The following is a 22129-nucleotide window of genomic DNA, read 5'->3' on the forward strand; positions in this document are numbered from 1 at the left end:
CCTACCACAGCGACGGTGAAGGAGCGGCGGAGGACGGGCGGAGGACGTCGGAAGCGCGGCGGAGGAACGTGAAGGGACGCCGGCGCGCTGCGAATCGTTCCGGGCGCGCCGCGCTGTGATAGTCTCGGCCGTGGCGAGCGCTCCCCGCTGGCGCGATCTCCTCACCTCCCCACCCTCGGATTGCCTGTCGTGAAAGCCCCGTCGCCCCTGCTCGGCTTCAACAACAACGTCCGGCACAAGGGGCGGTTGTTCCACATACAGACTGAGGACTCGGGCATTCGCCATCCTCACATCATCACGCACCTCTTCGCCGACGGCGGGCGCATCCTCAAGACCACGAAGACCTCGTACGCGGAGCACGTCGGTCAGGCCTCGCTCGCGGAGACGGTCCGCGGCCTCATGAAGGAGCAGCACAAGGCGATGTTCATCGCCCTGCGCGACGGTCACTTCGACTACCTCTTCGACGACACCGCCGCCCCGCCCGTGTCCGCAGGCGCCGTGTCCGCAGGCGTCGCCCCCGCCCCGTCGCATCCGGAGGCGAGCAAGCCGGCGCGGGCCTCGTCGCCGTCGTCGCCCGAGGTGGCGGGCGCGCCGAAGCCGCCCCCGCCGTCCCGGCCCCTCACGCCGCCCGTCATGCCGCCCGTCGTGCCCGATGCGTCGCCGCGCCCGAAGCCGGCGGCCGCGCCGACGCCGGCGCCCAGGCCCGCCGCGCCGCCCGCAAGGCCAGCGGCCGCGCCCCTCGCCGCAGCACCGCGCGCCCCGGCCGCCGAGCCGGCGCCCGCTTCGGCCAGCGGGCGCCCCCGGCTAGAGCTCGATCCCGTCGCGCTGCAGGCGCTCGGCGGCGGGCGCGCGGCCAGCCCGCTCGCCGGCAGGGCCGTACGCCCGGCCTCGCCCGCCGAGATCAAGCCCGAACAACCGTCCATCGATCTCGATCTCGACGCGCTGGAGCGCGCCGCAGCCGAGGCACAGACGCCGTTCTTTCAGCAGATCCAGGATCTCCCGCCGCCGCCCGCGTCGGTGATCGGGCGGCGGGCGGAGTCCGCGGCCTCCGGCGCCGGGGTCTACAGCAATGTCCACCCCGAGCAGCCCGTCGCGCCGCCCGCGCCCCAGGTCGCGGTCGAGCATTTCTCGGGCGGCCCTGGCTCCGGCCGCTACGCGGCCTCGCGCCCGGCCAGCATCTTTGCGACGAACCGGCCGGCGGAGGGCGCCTCGATCTTCGGTGAGGACCTGATCAGCGAGAAATCGCTCGACGAGGTGATCCTCAGCTACCTCGCGGAAGATCTCGACAGCCCCCCGGAGAAGAAATAGCCGGGCTGCCGCCTGGCGTGGCGGACGCGTGGAGCAGGTGCGTGGGGGGCAGCGTGGAGCGGGAGGGCAGGCAGGTCGGCGAGCAGGTCGACCGAGCGGCGGTCACCTGATGAGACCCGATCAGACCGCAGACGACGCCGAACGACAGCGTCGCAGGGGCGCGACCGTGGCCCGCATCTGGCTGCGGCCGATGTCGTATCTCCTGGGCGTCAGCGTCGCGACCCTCGCCGTCGTCCACCTGCTCGACGTCGCGCGGCACGAGAACGCGCACCTCTCGCTCTGGGAGGTGTTCGCGCGCATGTCGCCGAGCGACGCCGAGCACATCATGGGCGGCATCGGCGAGGTCATCGCCGCCATCCTCGGCATCGTCATCACGGTCGCGTCCATCATCGTGCAGCTCGCCGCGAACCGTTACACGCCGCGGATCACCGAGATGTTCTTCCGCGACCGGACGAACATGCTCGTGATGGGCTTCTTCGTCGTCAGCGCGGTGTTCTCGCTGTGGGTCAACTTCTCGATCCGCGTCGGCGGGGGCGGCCCGACCGAGGACGTCTTCGTCCCCGTCTACGGCGTCGTCGTCACGATGGGGCTGCTCACCGCGAGCCTGCTCATGATGGCGCCCTACTTCGGGTACGTGTTCGACTTCGTCGAGCCAGACAACGTGGTCCGGCGGATCACGACGAGCGGCGTCGAGCAGGCGCTGCGCCCCGCGGGCGGAGAGGGCGAGGCCGAGGTCGACGAGCGGCGGGTGACGGCGCTCTCGTCGCTGGAGCAGCTCGCCGACGTGGCGCTCAACGCGATCGACCAGAAGGACAAGGGGATCGCGTCGAAGACGGTCGACTCGCTGTCGGAGCTCGTCGTCGCGTACCTGCCCCACAAGGCGACGCTCGATCCGCGCTGGTTCCAGATCCGCGATCGCCTCGCGAAGGACACGGACTTCGTGAGCATGAACGCCGAGGCGCTCGGCAAGCTGTCGACCGCGCGGACCTGGCTCGAGTACAAGGCGCTCCGCCAGTTCTTGATGGTCTATCGCGAGGCGCTCACGGCGATGCCCGACCTCATCACGCGCATCGCCATCGACACGCGCTACATCGGCCAGACCGCCATCGCCGCCGGAGACCGGGCGGCCGTCGCGGTCGTCGTGAAGTTCTTCAACACCTACATGCGCAGGTCGCTCAACGCGAAGGACATCGCCGCGGCCTACAACAACCTGAACCAGTACCGCTACCTCGCGGAGGAGCTGCTCAAGGCGGGGTGGGGCGATCAGGTCCTCGAGATCGCGCGTCATTTCAAGTACTACGCGCAGACGGCGCACGCGATGGGGCTCGCGTTCCTCACCGAGACCGTCGCGTTCGATCTCTGCGTGGTCAACGAGCGCGCGTACGACCTGCACGCACCTGCCCGGGACGAGCTGCTCCAGCTCTTCCTCGAGGTGGACAAGGAAGCGGAGCTCGACCAGCAGGAGCCGTCGCTCCGCGGCGTCCGCAAGGCGCAGGTCAAGCTCGCCACGTACTACCTGCAGAAGGGGGAGGAGGCGCTCGCGCGGAAGATCTACCGCGACATGCGCGACGAGCGGCCCGACAGGCTGCGCTCCATCCGCGCCGAGCTCCTGGCCGTGACGAGCAACGAGTTCTGGGAGATCAACGACCGGGGCGCCGTGTTCGAGTACATCGAGCCCGAGCGGCGCCAGCTCATCCACCGCTTCTTCGAGTGGTTCCCGGCGACGACCATGCGGGAGCCGATCCGCGAGGAGCACACGCAGGAGTGAGCGAGGCGTGAGCGGCGCCCCCTCGGTCAGGCGGAGCCCAGTGCACGCAGGCTGGATCTGCGCCGGGCATCGACGCGGTGATTCCTGCGGCGCGCGGGCGGCGGTAGGATCGGGCATGCCTTGCTTGCACCCTCTCCACCCCGAGCAGGAGGGCTAGCCTCGACGGAGTCGAGATCGAGCGCTGCACACCACGAGATGCCTGCCTCCCGCCCGCGTCGCAAGAACGCCGAGTCCGATCCGCCGCCGGAGCTGTTCGCCGGCAAGTACCGGCTCATCCGGATGCTGGGCAAGGGCGGGATGGGGGAGGTGTGGCTCGCCGAGGAGGGGCCTCCCGACCTCCGGCGCCACGTCGCGCTGAAGCGGCTGGTCCCGAGGCCAGGGCTCGGCGAGAGCGCGAGGGAGTCGTTCTTCGCCGAGGCCCTGGTGATCGCGCGGCTCGATCACCCGAACGTCGTCCGGCTGGTCGAGTTCGGGGAATTCGAGGGCTCGGTGTACCTCGCGCTCGACTACATCGACGGCCCCGCCCTCGATCGCGTGCTCAGGAAGGTGGGCGCGTTCTCGCCGCGCGCCGTGGCCTACATCGGCCGGGAGATGGCGAGGGCGCTCGAGGCGGTGCACGGCCTGTGCGAGGACGAAGGGCAGAGCTACGCGGTCGTCCACCGCGACGTCTCGCCGTCCAACATCCTGATCGGGCGGGACGGCCGCGTCTGCCTGACCGACTTCGGCGTCGCGCGGATACCGGGCCTCGCGGACGAGCAGTCCGAGAGCAGCGTGTTCAAGGGGAAGCTCCCGTACATGCCTCCGGAGCAGGCGCGCGGGGAGCCGTTCGACGGGCGCGCGGACGTGTTCTCCCTGGGGATCACGCTCCTGGAGGCGCTGCTCGGCAGCCGGGTGCGCAAGGCCGAGACGCAGAGGCAGCTGATCATGGGCGTCGCGTCGCTGCCGATCCCTCGCGCGCGCGAGCTCCTGCCCGACCTGGGCGCGCGGCTCTCGGATGCGCTCGACGGGGCGACCGAGTTCTCCATCGAGAAGCGGACCGCCAGCGCGGGCAAGCTCGCCGGCGATCTGGAGCAAGTGCTCCGCGACATGGGCCAGGGCGCCGAGGAAGAGGCCCGGAGCGAGCTGAAGGAGCACGTCGAGGCCTGCATCGCGAGGACGGGCTCGCTGAGCGGCGCCGGTTACCGCGCCTCTCCGTCGCTCCCTCCCGAGAGCGCGTCGAGACAGAGCTCGCCGGGCCTCGGGCGAAAGGCGCCAGCGGTCGGGACCACGTCCGCTGACCGTAGGTCGGTCCGCCCCTCGTCGCCCGATGGACGGCGCGGCGTTCCTGCGGCGGGCCGCAGCGACGCCCCGCTCCCTCTCGGCGCCGCGACGGGCTCGCTCTCGGTGCAGTACCTCGATTTCGACGGCCCGGACGATGTTCCGCAGCGCCCGCGCCTGCACGCGATGTCGACCGCGCCGGAGGGGGAGCTCCAGCGAGGGCTCGCCGCGGCCCAGCCTGCGAACGGCGTTGCTCCCACGGCGAGCAGGCCGCCCGCCGCGGGCAGGCCCTCCGGAGCGAGCGTGCCGCCGGCAGGCAGCGCGCCGATCGCGGTGCCGGCGGTGAACGCCGGCGGGGAGGTGGCGCCTGGTGAGGAGCCCGCGTCTACCGGGCTCAGCGCCGAGCAGCTGCGGCGCAAGCGGACGATCTTCTATGCAGGGCTGTTCGTGCTCGGGACGCTGGCGACGATCCGCCTGATCTTCGTTTCTTATTGCTAGCGGGGCTCGGGCGGCGCCTGCGCGCCGCGAGCGTCTGGGCGCCCCTGTCAGGGCTCGGGGCCGCCTCTCGTCAGCCGCTCTGGATCGCGCGGAGCACGGCCGCCTCGTTGAGCGCGTGACGGCCGCCCTGGAGCGAGGCGAAGCCCGCGCGGGCGAGCGCGGTGAGCGCGTGCGCGGCGCGCCGGATCTCGACCTGGCTGCGCGAGCCGCCGCGGGCGGCGAGCTCCTCCGCGGTCAGCGCCGCGCCGCGGGCGAGCAGCTTTGCGGCCAGCGCGACGTGCGCCACGGACCGGGGGGATCGGCGCCGCGCATGGCTCCTCGCGGCGCTCACCATCTGCTTGACGCCGCGCACCTCGAGCATCGTGGTGGCCGGCATCGCGAGATCCCGGAGCGACGGAGAGGCCGGCTTCGCGATGATCTTCACGGCCGCGCCGCCCGACGCCGCGGCGGGCGCGAGCGCGGGCGCCCCAGGGACGCGGTCCAGGGTCGCGCCGAGCGCGGGAGCCGCGGGGGCGCGCGGATCGGCGGCCGCCGGCGCCCGGGCGACCTCGCCATGGCCAACGCGCGCCACGATCTCGCTCTGGATCACCACCTTGACGACGCCGGCCACCTGAAGCGCGGTGCGCAGCCGCTCGGCCTCGGCCTCGGCGGCTCTGCGCGCCTCGTCGGCCCGGGCGAGCTGCTGCTGGAGCCGGCGGATCTCGGCCCGCAGCGCGGCGCTCGGATCCGGGCCTTGCTGGCTCGCGCTCTCGGCCGCGAGCGCCTCGCGCAGCTCGTCGAGGAGCGTGCTCAGCGTGGCGTCCGCGACGCGCGGCACGCCGCCGGGCTCACCGGTCCAGCTCGGCGCCTCGCCGCCGTGGGCGGTGTGGCGGGCGCGCCAGCGCTCGAATCGCCCGGCGGCGGGCAGGAAGAACTCGCCGGCCGGGAGCGCGCGGAACTCCTCGAACGTGTGCCCGTCGACGAGCGCCCTCACCGCGTCGTAGTCGCGCTCGATCTCGAAGCCGCCGATGGCGGGGAAGTTGAGCTGGCTCATGAGCTCCTTCGAGACCGCCTGCGTGCGCTGGCTGGCGACGACGAGGAGGACGCCGCGCTTGCGGCCCTGCTTCGCGAACCGGTGCAGGATATCGGAGGTGAGCGACGCGCCCGATTGAGGCGCGAAGATGTGCACCTCCTCGACCACGACGGCCGCCGGGGCGCGGCGCTCCGAGAGGAGGACCCAGAGCCGCTCGAGGAACGGGAGCGCGGCCTCTTGCTGGGAGCGGCTCGTCGGCTGATCCGACAGATCGACGATGAGGCCGAGCCCCTCGTCGAGCACCCTCGCGAGCGCGATCTCCGCCGCGCGCTCGCCGGAGGGCAGCGGCAGGTCCGCGTGGGCGCCCCCGAGGACGAGGACGCGGAACCGCTCGCGCAGCGTGTAGAGCTCCCCCTCGGGATCGATCGCGACGACAGGGATGCCGGCGGCGAGCAGCTCCTCGCAGAGGACCCCGACGCCGAAGCTCTTGCCCCGGCCGGAGGAGGCCCAGATGCCGACCCGCAGCCCGGTGCGCGCGTAGTCGGAGAGGTCGAGCTGGTAACCGTCGCAGAGGGAGAGGATGGGGCTCACTGGGTCGCTTCGGGTCGGGGGTCGGGTCGGCGCGCTCGTGGTGAACTGTAGGCGAGCGCGCGGACGCGCGGGAGGCGGGGGCAGCATCGCGGCGGAGTCAAAGGCCACAGGGCATGTCGCGCCGCTCTGCGATCGGACGCGACCCGCGCTGCGGGCTCATCCGCGCCGCTCGGCTCGCTGCGGCGTACTTTCCTGCACCTCATTCGCCTGCCCCCGGCCGAATCCGTACCACACGAGCCTGTTCCCCGCTTCACGGAGAAACCGAAACCGTCGGATAGGCGACGTGACCAACGCCGACATCGTCCACGGTGGTCGTCTCGAAGGGCCAGATCCCGCCGGGCGGAATGTCGGCGGCCGCGCTGCTCGTCGCCATGCCGAGCGGCCGTCCGGCTCGATTCACCGGGAAGACCGTTATCCTGGGATCGCTCACCGCCACGTCGAGTCGGTTCTCGAGCGTGCCCGTGTAAGCGCTCCCGGCGCCCCTGCCGACGGTCTTCACCTCGCTGACGGTGACGGCATCGACGGGGACCACGTCCACGGTGAAGGCAGGAAACCTGTGCTTCAGATACCCGAGCTCCTCGATCACGAGCTCACCGGGGAGATCCGCTGAGCCAGTCATCGCGATCTCGCCCGGGGCGATGCAGGGGATCATCACGCCAGAGCCGTCGTCCAGCCGATAGAGCCGACGGCTGAGCAAGCTCCCGCCCCAGGTTGTCACCAGCTGATCGGCCTTGTCGATGAAGTAAACCATCAGGCCGGCGTCGCAAGACGGGGTCTCCCCGTCATTCCTGACCGCGGCGTAGAGCTCGGGGCCCGTCGCCCCCTGCACGAGGGTGAAGGCAACCAGCTTGAGCCCGGCCCCTTCCTCGTCCATGTCGGTGCTGGACAAGCCTTCCGGCACGAAATGCAGGCCCTCGCCGGGGTCCCCGTCCATGCCGCCCCCGCCCGTCTCCGGGCCGCTCGAGCCAGCTCCCGCCTCCCCGTCGCTGGCAGCATCCCCGCCGCTGCCGGGTCCGCTCCCGCCGTTGCCCGCCCCCTCCTCGGGGGGGCTCGCCGAGCATGCGAGAGGGAGGGCAAGAGCGACAGCCCCGATGACGACCAAGGACTTCGATTGCATCATTGTGCAGAGGGCGAGGGGCAGGGAAGCTGGCTTCCGGGGGCTCACGCTAGCGTCACACCGTCTCACGGGCAAGCGCCAACCTCCTGAAGCTCGGAGAGCGAGTGTTCAAGTCCACAGCCCACGACTCCAGGACGACGACACCGCGTCTTCATCCACGGTAGCCCCCCGCGTTCTCGGCGGCCGCCGGGCGAATCTCCTCGACGAGCGCCCCGACGCGCCCGGTCGACACCCGCACATCATCCACCCAACGCCTGGACGAGCGGGGCCGCGCGCCCGCTCTCGCGAAGGTCCCGGAGGAAGGGGACGCCGCGCCCGCCCCAGGAGCCGGGTCGACGACGTTGCGAGCGAACCCAGCTTTTCGAGCCAGAAATGACCGCCTTGACCGCCCTGACCGCAGATGACCCAATTGGCGTGATGCTCCTCACGTTGGGTGATGCGGCGCGTTGCCCACGAATGACACGAGGCTTGGAATGTCATGGTTGCACATTTGAGAACCTACTGGATTCGGCAGACCCGTGCGCCCGCGCGAGAAGCGCCGGCCTCTCGCGGCCGAGCGAGCTCTCGTCGAGCACTCCTTCACTGTTGTCGATGAGCGGCTCGAGCCCGGCGACAGATGCTCCGTTCCCATTGGCGCTATCCAGCCTGGTTGCATCTCGCGGGCGCACCCTTTTTGTTTGAGATGTCGCGCGGATGGAGTTCTATCTGGAGGAAGGTTGAATCGCCCGCGCGCCGCTGGCGCGCGCAGGGCTCGACGTCAACGGCGAGCTGCGGCGTGACCCATGGGCACGGCGAGGCACATCCCCCGACCGTCGACGGCGCCTCGTGCCATGTCGTGGTTCACGCGTTCTCTTCACTCCGCGGCGCTCGCTCGATGATGCGGCCGAGGAGAGCGTGCTTGTGGCCCCGATCGCGCCGCCGCGCCGCGTCGCAATGACGCGCTTGGCGGCCCCTGCAGTGGCCCGCGCGCGTCGCTGTTCCGCAGGGAACTCGGCGTCCGCGCGCCAATCGGTCCGCTTCTCGAGGTCGAAGACGACATCAGGGCGCCGCTCGTACGCCGGCGTTTCATTATCACGTCTCCAGAGGAAGCGATCGGCCAGACGCGCGTGATCTCGAGGATGGCGACCCGCAGGCTGTTTCATCACTTTTGATCCGCTCCCATGATCACTTCGGCGCGGACCGGGAATAGTGAGGTCATGCGAACGTTACGGCAACTATCGTACATTGGTACGACAACATTTTTCACCTCATTGACCTTCCTCGCCGGGTGCACCGGCGAGATAGCGCCCGGCGATGCGGAGATTACCGGCGGCGGGGAGACCTCCGGCAGCGGCAGCGGCAGCACCGGTTCGGGGGGCACGGACGAGCCCGACAACGGTTCGCCCGAGAAGTGCATCCCCGGCATCCCGATCACGAGCCAGATCCCCCGGCTGCTGAACCGGCAGTACGACAACACGGTGCGGGATCTCCTTGGCGTCACCAGCGTCGACGGCCAGCTGCCGTCCGAGAAGCTCGGCGACGACTTCGACGGCCCGATGACCTCTGACGCGTGGCGCCTCTATCAAGAGGTTGCCGAGAAGATCGCCAAAGCAGTGATGGCAGGGCCGAACAAGTCCAAGTTCATCAGCTGCGACCCGTCGGCGGCCGGCTGCCTGGAGGAGACCATCAAGACCTTCGGCCGCAAGGCGTTCCGTCGCCCGCTGACCGATCTGGAGGTGGCGCGATTCCAGAAGCTGGGCCAGATTACGCCGGCAGGAACGCCCGCCGAGGTCGCCGAGGCAACGCTGATCGGCTTCCTCGTCTCGCCCTCGTTCCTCATGCTCCCCGAGCTGGCGACCGACCCGGATGCGTCGACTCAGGCCCTCAAGCTCTCCAGCTACGAGGTGGCGACGAAGCTTTCGTACTTGCTCTGGGGCTCCGCTCCGGATGACGTGCTGAGCGCGGCGGCCGACAACAACGAGCTCCAGACGAAGGAGCAGATTCTGGCCCAGGCGCAGCGGATGATCGCCGTGCGCGAAAAGACCGGGCCGCTCGTGACAGCGTTCCACCGCAACTGGGCGCAGATGAACAACGGAAACGCCCACTGGTGGACGATGGATCACGACGTCGAGACGTATCCGTTGTACTCCGCTGCCGCCAAGCCCAGCTGGCAGGCCGAGCTCGACGCCTTCTTCGAAGACGTGGCGTTCGAGGGCGGTTCGTTCAAGGACCTCCTCCTCAGCAACGTCGCCTTCGTCAACAAGGACAACGCGGCGATCTACGGGCTCGACCCCGCGAGCTACGGCACCGAGCTGACCAAGGTGGAGCTGGACGCGAACCAGCGGCCGGGCTTCCTGACCCGCGTCGGGTTCTTGAGCTCCTACGCGGGTTACGACGCCACGAGCCCGATCCTGCGCGGCGCGTTCATCTCGGTGTACCTGCTCGGCGTCAATCCGGGTCCGCCCATCCCCGGCGCCACCATGCAGACCGTTCAGGGCGAGTTCGCGACGCAACGCGCGAGGATCGAGAAGCTGACGGAGCCTGCGAGCTGCAAAGGCTGCCACTCGGTCATCAATCCGCCGGGCTTCGTGATGGAGAACTTCGACGGCATCGGAAAGTGGCAGACGACCGACCCGCTTGGTGGTGCGATCGACGCGAGCGTCACGACGAACACCATCGACTTCGGCGACGGCAACGTGAAGGAGATCTCCTCTCCGCTGGCGCTCATGCAGGAAATCGCTGAGCTTCAGAAGGCCAAGCAGCTGTACGCCGAGTCGTGGGTCTCCTACGCCTTTGGGCGGGATCCGAACGGGAAAGACAAGTGCGTCGTCGATCAGATCGACACCAAGCTGGCTGAGGGCGGCTACAGCATTCTCAATCTTCTGGCCGATCTCACTCAAGCGGATTCGTTCCGCGTGCGCGTCCGCGAAACGCCGTGAAAGCTGAGGAAACTTGACCATGAGCAAGCAACTGAACCGCAGAATCTTCCTTCGTGGCCTGGGCGGAGCCGCCCTGGCCGCGCCGTTCCTCAGCTCCGTGTGGGAGCGCGACGCAAAGGCCCAGACCGCTTCGGGTGGGAAAGCGCTCATCGTGATGTTCACCCATTATGGGTGCGTCACGAACAAGTGGTTCCCCACGAAGACCCAGGGGGAGCTCACGGCGGCTGACCTCGAGGCGACGAGCCTCGCGGCCCTCGCTCCGTACGCGAAGAAGCTCCTCATGCCGCGCGGCATCCGCTCGATGAACGAGTGGACCGCCAACATGAAGCGCGGACAGGGGAACGACTCTCACACGCAGATCGTGGGGTCGTTCTTCACCTGCCAGCCGGTCACGCCGAACAGCAACGACCCGTTCAGCTTCAACCAGGCGACGAAGTTCAACGCGAAGCCTGTCGGTCCTTCGCTGGATCACGTCATGGCCCAGCAGCTCAGCCCGAACGGCACTCCCCTGCTCATCGCCACGGCTGGCCAGAATGACAACGCTCAGTCGGCGATCTCCTACTCCGCCGCCGAGACCATCCACAAGGGCCTCAACGCGTCGCAGGCCTTCAGCAGCCTCACGGGCCTCTTCCAGGCGGGGCAGCCGATGTCCCCGGACACCTACGCGGCGCTTCGCGGCAAGAGCATCCTCGACCTCGTGAAGGACGATCTGCAAACGCTCGAGCGGTTCGACATGAGCCAGGCCGACAAGCGCAAGCTCGCGGCCTGGAAGGAGCTCCTCAACCAGACAGGAACCGTTGTGGCTTCCGCGCAGTGCAGCGAGGAGCTCGGCGTGATGCTCGGTGCGACGTCCGCGAACGCCCAGAAGGCGTCGTCGGGCGGCCTGGGCGTCGACGTCCTCACGACCAAGGTCTCCGGCGACCTGGATGGCGCGGATATCAGCTCGGCGATCGCGGCGCTCGCGGCCGCCTGCAATGCCAACCCCGTCATTTTCCTGAAGTACCCGGGAAATTACGGCTTCAAGGGGCTCGGCATCACCATGGAGTCGCACTCCCTCTCGCACCGCCTCGACAATGCAGGCATGCAGGGCAGCTGCCTGCCCAACGCGCTCGAGTGGCTCGTCAAGGTGGACACCTATTACGCGCAGAAGTTCGCGAAGCTCGTCGGAATGCTCGACAGCATCCCCCAGGGGAATGGGTCGACGGTCCTCGACACCAGCGTCGCCATCTGGTTCAACGAGATGTCGGACGGCAACGCGCACAACCTCAACAACGCTCCGATTCTTCAGGCCGGCAGCGGCGGCGGTTACTTCAAGACCGGTCAGATCATCAACGTCGACCCCGCGTCGACCCCGACGGTCGGCAACAGCATGTCGCAGTGCGCCAACGGTACCGGCCAGGTCGACGGTACGAGACAAGGCACCGGGACCGATCCGAAGGTTGGCAACGCGCCGATCAACAAGTACTTCTGCAACATCATGAACGCCATGGGCGTGAAGGCGGGTTCGGATGGCTTCCCTGCGAAGGGCGGCTCCGCGGAGGTGACCCACTTCGGCTATTCCGACAAGACGGAAGAGTTCATCGGTGGCAAGGGCGCAGTCGCCGGCGCCAAGATCAGCAATCCGGGCGGGTTCACGGAGCTCAAGGCCTGAGCACTCTCGGAGCCAGGTCCTGAACACCCCGACGAGCTCGGGTCCAAAGACCCCTTCTTACCGAAGGGGTCTTTGGGTTTGTGCGCCGCCGGCGACCGCGGGCATCGCGAAATGGCCGCTCTTCGTGGTGCGCCTCACGTCGCGGCTCCGCGCTGCCCAACGATGGCGGGCAGCGACAGGCTGGGCATCTCTTCTCATGTTCATGCTGACGAAGCGCTTCCTCATCCCTGCTGCTGTGCTCCTCCCGCTGGCCTGCTCGAGCGAGGTGAGCGACGGTGCCAGGGTGGGCGGGGACACTGGGAACGAGGTGCTCGTCGTCCCCGAAGACCTCACCATCATCGCGCTCCCCGGCGGGAACGGCGTGCTCAACGTGATCGCGCTGACTCTTCGCAAAGGACCGACCAACACCGAGCTCTACGCCGCCTTGAGGAACGACGGGAATACCCCGGCGTGCAGCGCGGCCCTCTCCGTCGAGCTCTACAACAAGGCCCAGCAGTCCGTGGCATCCGGGATCAACGGGCTCCTGACTCAGCATTTCTATCGAGTCACGGATCGCCCGGACGCGATCGCTGCGTGCGTGGGTCCAGGCGACGTGACCATGACCGCGATCACGGACCTGCCCTCGGACATCGTGATTGAAGATGTGGGATACGTCGTCTACCGGTGCCCCTACTTTGCTCTCGACGTCGTTCCCATCGATGGCCTCACCACCAGCGAAGTGAAGGCCGTGACGGGCGGCGCCGGCACGGTGTACACGGGCACGCTCTTCAACGGGCTCGACGTGGCGGTGAGAGATCCCTCCGTCACTGTCTTCTCAGTCGATCGCGTCGGGCGTCCGCTCGGCGTGGCGATCGCCAGCGGCACCGTCCAGATTCCGCCGGGTGGCAGCTGGGCCTTCGAGACGAACACCGTGGACACGCCCGGAGCCGATCAGGCCGCATATCCGGCAGGCGCGATGGGAGAGCAGTAGACCTTCCCATGAGTCGCGCGGGCGCGATCGGCTGCGGCAGACCTACCCGGTCTACGTGAGTGAAGGGAGCTGCCGCCGAGGGTGGCTTCGTTCGACCGGCGCCCGCGGGGCGCCGCAACCCGTCGGCGGCTGCTCGCCAAGCCCTGCTACTCCTTCGCGCCGTCCGCGATCCATTGCGTGAGCGCTTGGATGTAGTCGGGAGGTATGCACTTGGCATCGCCCTCGTTGACGCATTCGAGGGGCATTCGCGGAGTTCCGCCGCACGGCCCCTTCAGGACCTTGATGAGCGCGCTCTCTTCCGGATTCTCGGTGTTGATGAGATCGCCGCAATGCTCGGTTACGTGGGAGCTCACCCTCATGTGGAGCTCTCCGTCGACCATCAAGTTCAGGGGGTTCATCTCGTCGTTATGGCAACCCGCCCCGAAACACGCGTTTTGTATGACGAACTGCAACGTCTCGAACGTCGGAGGCTGCCCGCTGCCACTGCCGGTCGAGCCGCCGTCGCCACCGGTGCTCGCGCTGGTCGAGCCAGCCCCGCCCGAACCGCCGGACCCGACCGCGCTCGACGTAGACGCACTGGCGCTCGTGCTTCCGGCGTCCGTGCCGCCGGCGCCTCCGGCGCCGGCATCGTCAGGGTCGTCGGAGCAGCCTGGAAGCGATGACAGGATGGCGACGATTGCTGCCGCGATGAAGCTTGAGAATCGAAGTTTCATGGTTCACGACGAAGATGGTGAGAGAGAAGGTTGAGCTCTCGTTCCCGTGGATCGAAGCAAAAGGCTTCGAGCTTCGGATTGCAGAGGCGACGCGCGATCCACGTCGCCCGTAGGCAAGAGCTGCGCGAGACGAGGAACGTCCTCTTGTGCGGGTAGAATGAGCAAACGCCATCAGAAAATCAAGCGGTTCGTGGAGGCCATCCCGGTGTACAGCCCTGCTGTACGCGTCGATTGACACTCGTGCTTGTGCGCTCAAGCCGGTCTCACGTGCCCTGAGCGCCTCTCACAACTTCTGGTCACCAGGCAGACGGGGGCGGGCGCGTCGCGTCGTTGCTCCTCGTCGCGCCATGTCAGCAGGGCTCTTCGTCGCGCCTGGCGCTGCGCCCGAGCTCGGCTGCCTGGCTTGGTCCGGCGCGATCCGCGTCGGGAGGGGAGAAGAACTCGTGGCGCGATCCGAAAGTCAAGCTCCTCGAAGTGGGCCTCCCGAAGTGGCCCTCCCATCGTACAGCCACGCTGGATGCGCCGGTCGACAAGAAAACCGGCTTGCGCTCAGCGCCCGGGCGCAGCCATCCTGCTCCGCGAGATCCCGCACTCTTCCGACAAGGAACTCCCCGTGACCGCCGCTTCGCTCTTCGAATTGGCAGTGCAGTTTCATCGGGCCGGGCAGGTCGATCGCGCAGAGCTCCTCTATCGCGGCGTGCTCGAGCAAGCGCCTGGGCATGGCGACGCGCTGCTTCTTCTCAGCGTGATCACCGTCCAATCCGGCCGGCTCGCGGAGGCCGCCGCGCTGCTCGAGCGAGCCGTCCGCGTCGCCCCGAACAACGCTCTCTACCTGTCGCATCTCGGCGACGTGTATCGCTGCCTCGGCCGGAGGCCCCAGGCGGTCGCCGTGTTGCTCATGGCCGTCGCTCGGAAGCCCGACTTCGCCGAAGCGGTGTTCAACCTTGCTCTCACGTTCGAGGAGCAAGGGGACGTGGACGCGGCGGCGGCGTGCTACGAGCGCGCCCGCGATCTCGAACCCGGGTCATTGCAGGCTGGCGAGCGCCTCGCGGGCCTGCGGGACCAGCGGGGTGCGTCTGCCGCCGGGGTCGCTCCTGCGGCGGCGCGCAGCCCCGAGTCGGGCTTGAGCGCGTCCGACGCCCTGGCGGCCCTCGGCGAGACATTGCGCCTCGGCGGCCGGCCGGACGACGCCGCGGCCTGGTACCGCGTGGCGCTGAGGCTCAACCCGCGGATGGCCAATGCGTACACGGCGCTCGGCGCGATTCACGCGGACGCCGGCCGTTTCGACGAGGCGATCGACGATCTGCGTCGAGCGCTCGAGATCGACCGAAACTACCATGTCGCTCGGGATTATCTCGCCGCCGCGCTCGGCGAGTCGGGGCTCCTCGACGAGTCCCAGGCGATGTACCGCGAGGCGGTCGCCCTGTGTCCCGACGACCCCGCTGCGCACAGCGCTCTCCTCTTCAACATGCCGTTCTGGCCGAACGTCACCGAGCGCGAGATCCTCGCCGAGGCGCGCGCGTGGAATGCCCGGCATGCCCGCGCCCTCGCCGCGCAGGCTCCCCCTCACAAAACCGATCGCTCGCCCGACCGGCGGCTCCGCATCGGTTACGTGTCACCCGACTTCCGAACCCACGTCCAGTCCCTCTTCACGATCCCGCTGTTCCAGAGCCATGACCACCGGCAGTTCGAGATCTTTTGCTACTCGAGCACGGACAGGCCGGATAACCTGACGGATCGCATCCGCGGGTATGCCGATGTTTTTCGCGAGGTCGCGGCGCTGGACGACGCCGCCCTGTCCGAGGTCATTCGGCGGGATCAGATCGATATCCTGGTCGATCTCACCATGCATATGACGGACCGCCGTGTCCTGGTCTTTGCCCGCCGGCCCGCTCCCCTTCAGGTGTGCTGGCTGGCGTACCCCGGGACGACGGGCCTCGAATCGATGGACTATCGCCTGTCCGATCCCTTCCTCGATCCCCCCGGTGCGAGCACGGACGTCTATACGGAGGAGACCCTTCGGCTCCCCGACTCGTTCTGGTGCTACGACCCGCTCACCGACGTGCCCGACGTGAGCGCTCTCCCCGCTCTCGCGGAGGGGAGGGTCACCTTCGGCTGCCTGAACCACTTCAGGAAGGTGAATGAAGGGGTGCTTCACGTCTGGACGAGGGTGCTGGCCGCGGCGCCCAGGTCGCGGCTCACGCTCATGGCGCCTCAGGGAAGGGCCCGGGACCGGGTGCGCTCGATCTTCGAGGAAGGGGGCGTCCAGCTCGATCGGGTCGAGTTCGTCGACCGGTGTGGGCGGCTCGACTATCTGCGAAGGTACCGCGACATCGACATCTGTCTCGATACGTTCCCTTCCAACGGCCACACCACGAGCCTCGACGCGCTGTGGATGGGCGTCCCGGTGGTGACCCTCGCAGGGGAAACCGTGGTCGGCCGCGCCGGCGTCTGCCAGGCGATGAACCTGGGTCTGCCGGAGCTCATCGCGACGACGCCGGAACACTACGTTCGGGTCGCCAGCGCGCTCGCCGAGAACCTCGAGCACCTCGGGGAGCTTCGCCGGACGCTGCGCGATCGCATGAAGCTGTCGCCGCTCATGGACGGCCCGCGCTTTACCCGCAATCTCGAGTCGATCTACCGCGACATCTGGCGCCGTCTCTGCGCTCGAGCCTGAGGCGAAGGCCGCTCGGCGAACGCGCCGCGCGGGCCCGGTGCTCCGGCGCTTCGCGCCCGTGACACGTTCTCGTGAAGCCATGCGCGAAGATTCCACCGCACGGGCGGCCTCCATAGCAGTCCGAGCAGCCGACCGATCGCTTTGCAAACAGCCCGGGCCGCACCCTCATGCTCGAGGGCGACGGCGCGGCTCAAGGTGCCAGTAAGCTCGGCAACCACAGCATCTCGAGGCGACGGGTCGGCCGGCACCAGCTCCCCGAGTCGGGGGCTCGCCGGTCGGACCCGCGTTGGAATCCTGCGCTGGGGGATCAGTTCGGCACAGGTCGGGGATAGTCATATTATGCGAACGCTGCGGCAACTAGCGTACATCGGTACGGCAACATTCGTGACGTCATCCACTTTGCTCGCTGGTTGCACTGGCGAGATGGCACCCGGTGACCCGGGGGTCTCCTCCAGTGGCGGGGAGACCTCCGGCGGCGCCGGTACGGGGGGCGGGCCGGCGGAGCCGGACCCCGGCGACCCGCGTGTCTGCACTCCCGGCATCTGGGCGACGTCCCAGGTCCCGCGGCTCTTGAACCGCGAGTACGACGCGGTGGTGAGGGATCTGCTCGGTGTGACGAGCGTGTCGAACGCTCCCACGGGCAACCCGTCCTCTCTCCTCGTGGCCGACTTCGAGGGCAGCATGACGGACATCGCCTGGAACTCCTACCTCGTGGCTGCCGAAAGCATCGCCGCCGAGGTGATGGCCGGGGCGAACAAGTCGAAGTTCATCGCCTGCGATCCGGCGGCGGCCGGGTGCCTCGAGTCGACGATCCGCGCCTTCGGCCGCAAGGCGTTCCGCCGCCCTGTGACGGACGAAGAGGTGCAGCGCTACCTGCGGTTCAACGCGCTGGAGCCCAAGGGCACGCCCGCGGAGGTCGCCGAGGCCATCCTCTTCGCCATGCTCGCTTCGCCCTCGTTCATCACGGTCCCCGAGCTGACGGACGACACGGAGAACGGCGCCATCAAGCTCTCCAGCCACGAGGTGGCGACGAGGCTCGCGTTCCTGCTCTGGGGCTCCATTCCGGATGACGCCTTGAACATCGCCGCAGACGCGGGTCAGCTCACCACCAGGGAGCAGATCCTCGCGCAGGCGGAGCGGATGGTTCAGGACCGCACCAAGACGGCGCCGATCGTGGCCCTGTTCCATCGTGCTTATGCGGACATTCGTGAGGGGTCGCACTGGGGACAGGTCGAGCACGACACGACCAAGTTCCCCGACTACTCCCCGGACATCGTCGCTCCGATGCTGGCCGAGATCGACGCCTTCTTCGAGGAGGTGGCGTTCGAGGGGGGGTCGTTCAAGGACATCTTCCTCAGCAACGTCGCTTACGTGAACGAGGACACCGCTGCGATCTACGGGCTCAACGCCGCCGACTATGGCGCGGAGCTGACGCGGGTCGAGCTCGACCCGAACGAGCGGCCGGGGTTCTTGACCCGCGTTGGGTTCCTGAGCTCCTACTCGTCCTTCGGCGCGACGAGCCCGATCCTCCGGGGCGCGTTCGTCGCCAACAGGCTGCTCGGGCTCACCCTGAAGCCGACGCCCGGCGCGGACCAGACGCCGCGGCCTCCGGGCCCGTTCTCCACCGAGCGCGAGGCCATCGAGGCGCTGACCTCCCCTGCGGGGTGCGTCGACTGCCACAGCAAGCTCGTCAACCCGCCGGGCTTCGTGCTCGAGAGGTTCGACTCCGTTGGCAAGGTGCAGACGAAGGATCCGCTCGGCGGCGACATCGACGCGACGGGCGACGTCTACTTCAGCGACACCAACACGAAGACGATCACGACGCCCCTCGAGATGATGACCGAGCTCGGCGCCGGTGCGATCGCCAAGCGTCACTACGCTGAGCAGTGGGTCTCCTGGGCCCGCCGGCGGGTGCCGAACACGAACGACGCCTGCACCGTCAACGAGCTCAGCGACAAGCTGTCCAGCGACGGCTACACCATCATCAATTTGCTCACGGATCTTACCCAGGCCGATTCGTTCCGCCTGCGCACCGTCTTCGGGGATTGAAAAGGAATACGACCATGATGAAGAACCTCAATCGAAGAGTATTCCTCCGAGGCCTGGGTGGAGCCGTCGTCGCTGCACCTTTCTTGGGCTCTGTCGCCGAGCGTGACGCCGAGGCGCAGTCGGCCGGCGGCGGCGCGCCGAAGCGGCTGATCGTGCTCTTCACGCACTATGGCTGCCTGACGAACCGGTGGTTCCCGAAGAAGTCCCATGGCGAATTGACCGCCGCCGATTACGAGGCGACGACGCTCAAGCACCTCGCGCCCTTCGCAAAGAAGCTCCTGATGCCCCGTGGCATCCGGGGGATGAACGAGTGGAGCTTCGGGCGGACCCACGGCCAGAACAACGACCCCCACGGCCAGGTCATGGGGTCGTATTTCACCTGCTATCCGGTGACGCCCGAGAGCGACAAGTTCAACGCGAAGTCGACCGGGCGGTCGCTCGATCACATCGCCGCGGAGCAGGTCAACCCCAACGGCGCCGCTCCCCTCGTGATGCAGATCGGCGGGGTGCGGCAAGACTCGTTCTCCAATTTCTCGTACGACAAGCCCAAGCAGATCTTCCCTGGCATCGGGTCTCCGACGACGATTTACAACAACCTCACGGGCCTCTTCGGCCAGGGCCCCGTGTCGCAGGACACGTACAAGGTGGTCCGCGGCAAGAGCGTGATCGACGTCGTGCGGGAGGACCTGGAGACCCTCGAGAGGGTCAGGATGAGCCAGGCGGACAAGCAGCGGCTCTCCGACTGGAAGGACCTCCTCCACCAGACCACGAACACGGTCAGGGCCCAGTGCAGCGCCGCCCAGGCAGAGGCGCTCGGGTTGACGGCCCAGTCCGTGCAGGCGGCCTCGCAGGGGGGTGGCCTCGGCATCGACCTGTCGAAGTCGACGAACATCATGATGGACCTCGCGGTGCTTTCGGCCATCTGCGACCAGAACCGCGTCATCTTCATGAAGTTCCCCGGGACGCTCACGTTCAAGTGGGACGGCATCAATCATTCGAAGGACTCCCATGGCATCTCCCACCGCGTTGGCGACGCCAACATGGGTGGTGACTGCGTTCCCGATGTCATCGAGATGATTCAGCAGATCGACGACTGGTACGCGAAGAAGTTCGCTTACCTCGTCGGTCGGCTCGACAGCATCGATGAGGGCGAGGGCAAGCTCCTCGACAACACCGCGACGGTCTGGTTCCAGGAAGACTCCGACGGCAACAGCCACAACCTCAACAACCTGCCGATCCTCCAGGCAGGGAGCTGCGGCGGCTACTTCAAGACGGGTCAGGCGGTGAACGTCGAAGGTGGCAAGGCTGACCTGGCCGTCGGTAACAGCGAGGCTGCCTGCGGGCCGGGCCAGACGAAGCTCGAGTTCGGCGAGATCGACGGCACGGGGACGCCGCCGGACGTCGCCACCCAGCCGATCAACAAGTACTTCTGCAACCTGCTGAACGCCATCGGGGTGAAGGCCGACGCGGACGGCTTCCCGGCGATCGGTGGCTCGGCCGAGGTGACCCACTTCGGCAAGCACGACGACACCAAGCTCTTCGCCAGCGAGACCAATCCAGTGTCCATCAAGGACCCTGGTGAGTTCAAGATGCTTCGCGCGAACGGCTGATCATCAGCACAACGACGCGGCGCTCCGGGGCGGAGCCCGCGTCGTTGTCATCGGCTGCTCACTGCTGCGCGCCGCCGGTGACCCACTGCTCGATCGCGTCGATGTATGTCTGGGGCAGGCACGTGTATTCCGGGCCGGACACACCGACGCATCCATTGGGCATGCGGGCGATATCCCCGCAGGGGCCTTTGAGGATCTTGACGAGGGCGCTCTGTTCTGGCTCGCCGGGGGTGACGAGCGGAATGTCTCCGCAAGCCTCGGAGATGTGCGTCGTCAGGGTCGCGTAGAGGGTGTCGTCGTCGAGCAGCCTCGGTTCCGCCTCGCCGTTGTGGCAGCTCGCATCGGAGCAGCCAGCATTCGCGACGACCGCTCTGACCGTATCGAAGGTCGGGTCGACCGCTGAGCCGCCACCGCCGGTTCCGGCGGAGGTCGAGCTCGAGGCCGTGGCCCCTCCGGCGCCATCCCCGCCCGAGCCCTGCCCGCCGGACCCGGATGCGCTCGAGGTCGTGCCGGCCTCCGAGCTGCCGGTGCTTCCATCGTCGGAGCAGCCCGAGAGAGCTGACAGGAAGGTGAGGAACGCTGCAGCGGTGAAGTTTGAAAGTCGAAGTTTCATGGGTCGTGATTCAAGTGATTAGAGAGAAAAGTATAGCGCTCTCGCCGGTCGAAATAAAGAGAAAGGCTTCGATCCGTCGGACCTTCAAGGCGAGGCGTGATCAATGAATCGATCTGGTGAAGCCGAACTTTTGTGAGCAGGTCGCCCGTGGCGCTTTCGCCTGTCGCTCGGTGGAGCGCTGAGCGAGGCCAGGGGTGTCCTCCGGAGTGGGCAGGCGCTGCGGGGCGGGCAGGACGAGCAGGTGCGTTTGAAAATCAAGCGGTTTGTGGCGGCTATTTTCGCATACAGGCGTGCTGTGCGCGCCGATTGACATTCATGCCTGATGCCCTCAAGCCCGATCTCGACTGTCAAAAGTGCTTGCAAATGCCGTCGCTTTTGGGGCGCTCCGTCGAGCGCCGGAGTCGCGTGCGGCTGCGCAGCGCCGTCGGGCACAGCCGAGCCGTCGAGCATGGCGAGGATGCGATGTGGCCCGGCGCGAGCAGGGTGGGTACCCTTCGCCCATGCGCGATCCCTTCCTCGTGCCCCCCGGTCCGCTCGTCGATGTCGCCTGGCTCGCGGCGCACGCGGGCGATCCCCGCGTCCGCGTCGTCGATTGCCGCTGGTACCTCGGCGGTCGCCGCGGCGCCGACGAGTACGCCCGCGGGCACATCCCGGGCGCCGTCCACCTCGACGTCGATGCCGATCTCTCCAGCCCGGCGCAGGGCGGACCAGGCCGCCACCCGCTGCCCGACGCGGCGGCGTTCGCGCGCGTCCTCGCCCGCATCGGGGTCATCCCAGGCTCGTTGGTCGTCGGCTACGACGACGCCGGGGGCGCCATCGCCGCCCGCCTCTGGTGGCTGCTGCGCTACTTCGGTCATCCGGGAGGGCGCGTGCTCGACGGGGGACTCCAGGCGTGGACCTCCGCGGGACACCCCCTCTCGACCGAGGCACCCACGATCGCGGAAGCGCCCGCCATGGATCTCGCCCCCGGCGGCGCCCCGGTCGCCGACAAGGCGGCTGTCGACAGGCTGCGCCGCGATTCCGCGGCGGTGATCCTCGATGCCCGCGCCCGCGAGCGCTACGAGGGGCAGACCGAGCCCGTCGATGCCCGCCCGGGCCACATCCCCGGCGCCCGCTCCGCCCCCTTCGCCGAGAACCTCAGCGCCCCCGGGGGCGCCTTCCGCGAGCGCGCGGAGCTCGAGCGGCGCTACCGCGACCTCGGCGCGCTCGATGCTGCCACCGTGGTCTGCTACTGCGGCTCCGGCGTCACCGCCTGCCACGACCTGCTCGCCCTGACGACGCTCGGCCGCGAGGACGCGATCCTCTACGAGGGGTCCTGGAGCGATTGGGCCCGCGACGCCGCCCTGCCCGCGGCCAGAGGCCCCGAGCCCTGAGCGG

Annotated in this window: 14 protein-coding genes; 10 read left to right on the forward strand and 4 right to left on the reverse strand. The window is 68.4% G+C overall.

Annotated features, from left to right (window positions below; all coding sequences use genetic code 11):
• The first annotated feature begins 189 nt into the window (after positions 1–189).
• The 3 genes from ACSRUE_RS13940 to ACSRUE_RS13950 all read left to right on the forward strand — a co-directional run bounded on the left by ACSRUE_RS13940 (position 190) and on the right by ACSRUE_RS13950 (position 4831).
• Positions 190–1308, forward strand: coding sequence for a hypothetical protein (locus tag ACSRUE_RS13940; protein WP_441291405.1), 1119 nt, complete (start codon positions 190–192; stop codon positions 1306–1308).
• Positions 1309–1498: 190 nt separating this feature from the next.
• A complete protein-coding gene (locus tag ACSRUE_RS13945) occupies positions 1499–3076 on the forward strand; it encodes a DUF2254 family protein (protein ID WP_441291406.1) in 1578 nt (525 codons plus the stop codon).
• Between the two features lie 195 nt (positions 3077–3271).
• Positions 3272–4831, forward strand: coding sequence for a serine/threonine protein kinase (locus ACSRUE_RS13950; protein WP_441291407.1), 1560 nt, complete (start codon positions 3272–3274; stop codon positions 4829–4831).
• 70 nt (positions 4832–4901) lie between these two features.
• Here the strand turns inward: ACSRUE_RS13950 and ACSRUE_RS13955 are convergent, their stop codons facing one another.
• Positions 4902–6434, reverse strand: a complete 1533-nt coding sequence (locus tag ACSRUE_RS13955) for a helicase HerA domain-containing protein (RefSeq protein ID WP_441291408.1) — start codon at positions 6432–6434, stop codon at positions 4902–4904.
• A gap of 250 nt (positions 6435–6684) precedes the next feature.
• Positions 6685–7368, reverse strand: coding sequence for an FxLYD domain-containing protein (locus tag ACSRUE_RS13960; RefSeq protein ID WP_441291409.1), 684 nt, complete (start codon positions 7366–7368; stop codon positions 6685–6687).
• 1433 nt (positions 7369–8801) lie between these two features.
• On the opposite strand from ACSRUE_RS13960, the gene ACSRUE_RS13965 reads away from it, so the two are divergent.
• The 3 genes from ACSRUE_RS13965 (at position 8802) to ACSRUE_RS13975 (ending at position 13090) form a co-directional block, all read left to right on the forward strand.
• Positions 8802–10469 carry a DUF1592 domain-containing protein gene (locus tag ACSRUE_RS13965; protein ID WP_441291410.1) on the forward strand — a complete coding sequence of 556 codons (1668 nt, stop codon included), beginning with the start codon at positions 8802–8804 and terminating at the stop codon, positions 10467–10469.
• Between the two features lie 19 nt (positions 10470–10488).
• On the forward strand, positions 10489–12120 hold the full coding sequence (locus tag ACSRUE_RS13970; RefSeq protein WP_441291411.1) for a DUF1552 domain-containing protein: 1632 nt from the start codon (positions 10489–10491) through the stop codon (positions 12118–12120).
• A 196-nt stretch (positions 12121–12316) separates the two neighbouring features.
• Positions 12317–13090, forward strand: coding sequence for an FxLYD domain-containing protein (locus tag ACSRUE_RS13975; RefSeq protein ID WP_437764642.1), 774 nt, complete (start codon positions 12317–12319; stop codon positions 13088–13090).
• A 146-nt stretch (positions 13091–13236) separates the two neighbouring features.
• Here the strand turns inward: ACSRUE_RS13975 and ACSRUE_RS13980 are convergent, their stop codons facing one another.
• A complete protein-coding gene (locus ACSRUE_RS13980; RefSeq protein ID WP_441291412.1) occupies positions 13237–13803 on the reverse strand; it encodes a hypothetical protein in 567 nt (188 codons plus the stop codon).
• 403 nt (positions 13804–14206) lie between these two features.
• Here ACSRUE_RS13980 and ACSRUE_RS13985 point away from each other — a divergent pair, with 403 nt between their 5' ends.
• The 3 genes from ACSRUE_RS13985 to ACSRUE_RS13995 all read left to right on the forward strand — a co-directional run bounded on the left by ACSRUE_RS13985 (position 14207) and on the right by ACSRUE_RS13995 (position 20139).
• Positions 14207–16480 carry a tetratricopeptide repeat protein gene (locus tag ACSRUE_RS13985; RefSeq protein WP_441291413.1) on the forward strand — a complete coding sequence of 758 codons (2274 nt, stop codon included), beginning with the start codon at positions 14207–14209 and terminating at the stop codon, positions 16478–16480.
• Positions 16481–16903: 423 nt separating this feature from the next.
• Positions 16904–18529 (forward strand): DUF1592 domain-containing protein, encoded by a 1626-nt coding sequence (locus tag ACSRUE_RS13990; protein ID WP_441291414.1) that lies wholly within the window; start codon positions 16904–16906, stop codon positions 18527–18529.
• Between the two features lie 83 nt (positions 18530–18612).
• Positions 18613–20139, forward strand: coding sequence for a DUF1552 domain-containing protein (locus ACSRUE_RS13995; protein ID WP_441291415.1), 1527 nt, complete (start codon positions 18613–18615; stop codon positions 20137–20139).
• A gap of 58 nt (positions 20140–20197) precedes the next feature.
• On the opposite strand, the gene ACSRUE_RS14000 is transcribed toward ACSRUE_RS13995, so the two are convergent.
• Positions 20198–20752 carry a hypothetical protein gene (locus tag ACSRUE_RS14000; RefSeq protein ID WP_441291416.1) on the reverse strand — a complete coding sequence of 185 codons (555 nt, stop codon included), beginning with the start codon at positions 20750–20752 and terminating at the stop codon, positions 20198–20200.
• Between the two features lie 500 nt (positions 20753–21252).
• On the opposite strand from ACSRUE_RS14000, the gene ACSRUE_RS14005 reads away from it, so the two are divergent.
• The gene (locus tag ACSRUE_RS14005; protein ID WP_441291417.1) at positions 21253–22125 is read left to right on the forward strand and encodes a sulfurtransferase; all 873 of its coding nucleotides are present in this window, start codon (positions 21253–21255) and stop codon (positions 22123–22125) included.
• Positions 22126–22129: the final 4 nt, after the last annotated feature.

The sequence above is a fragment of the Sorangium sp. KYC3313 genome, assembly GCF_052075895.1.
GTDB lineage: Bacteria > Myxococcota_A > Polyangia > Polyangiales > Polyangiaceae > Sorangium > Sorangium cellulosum_B.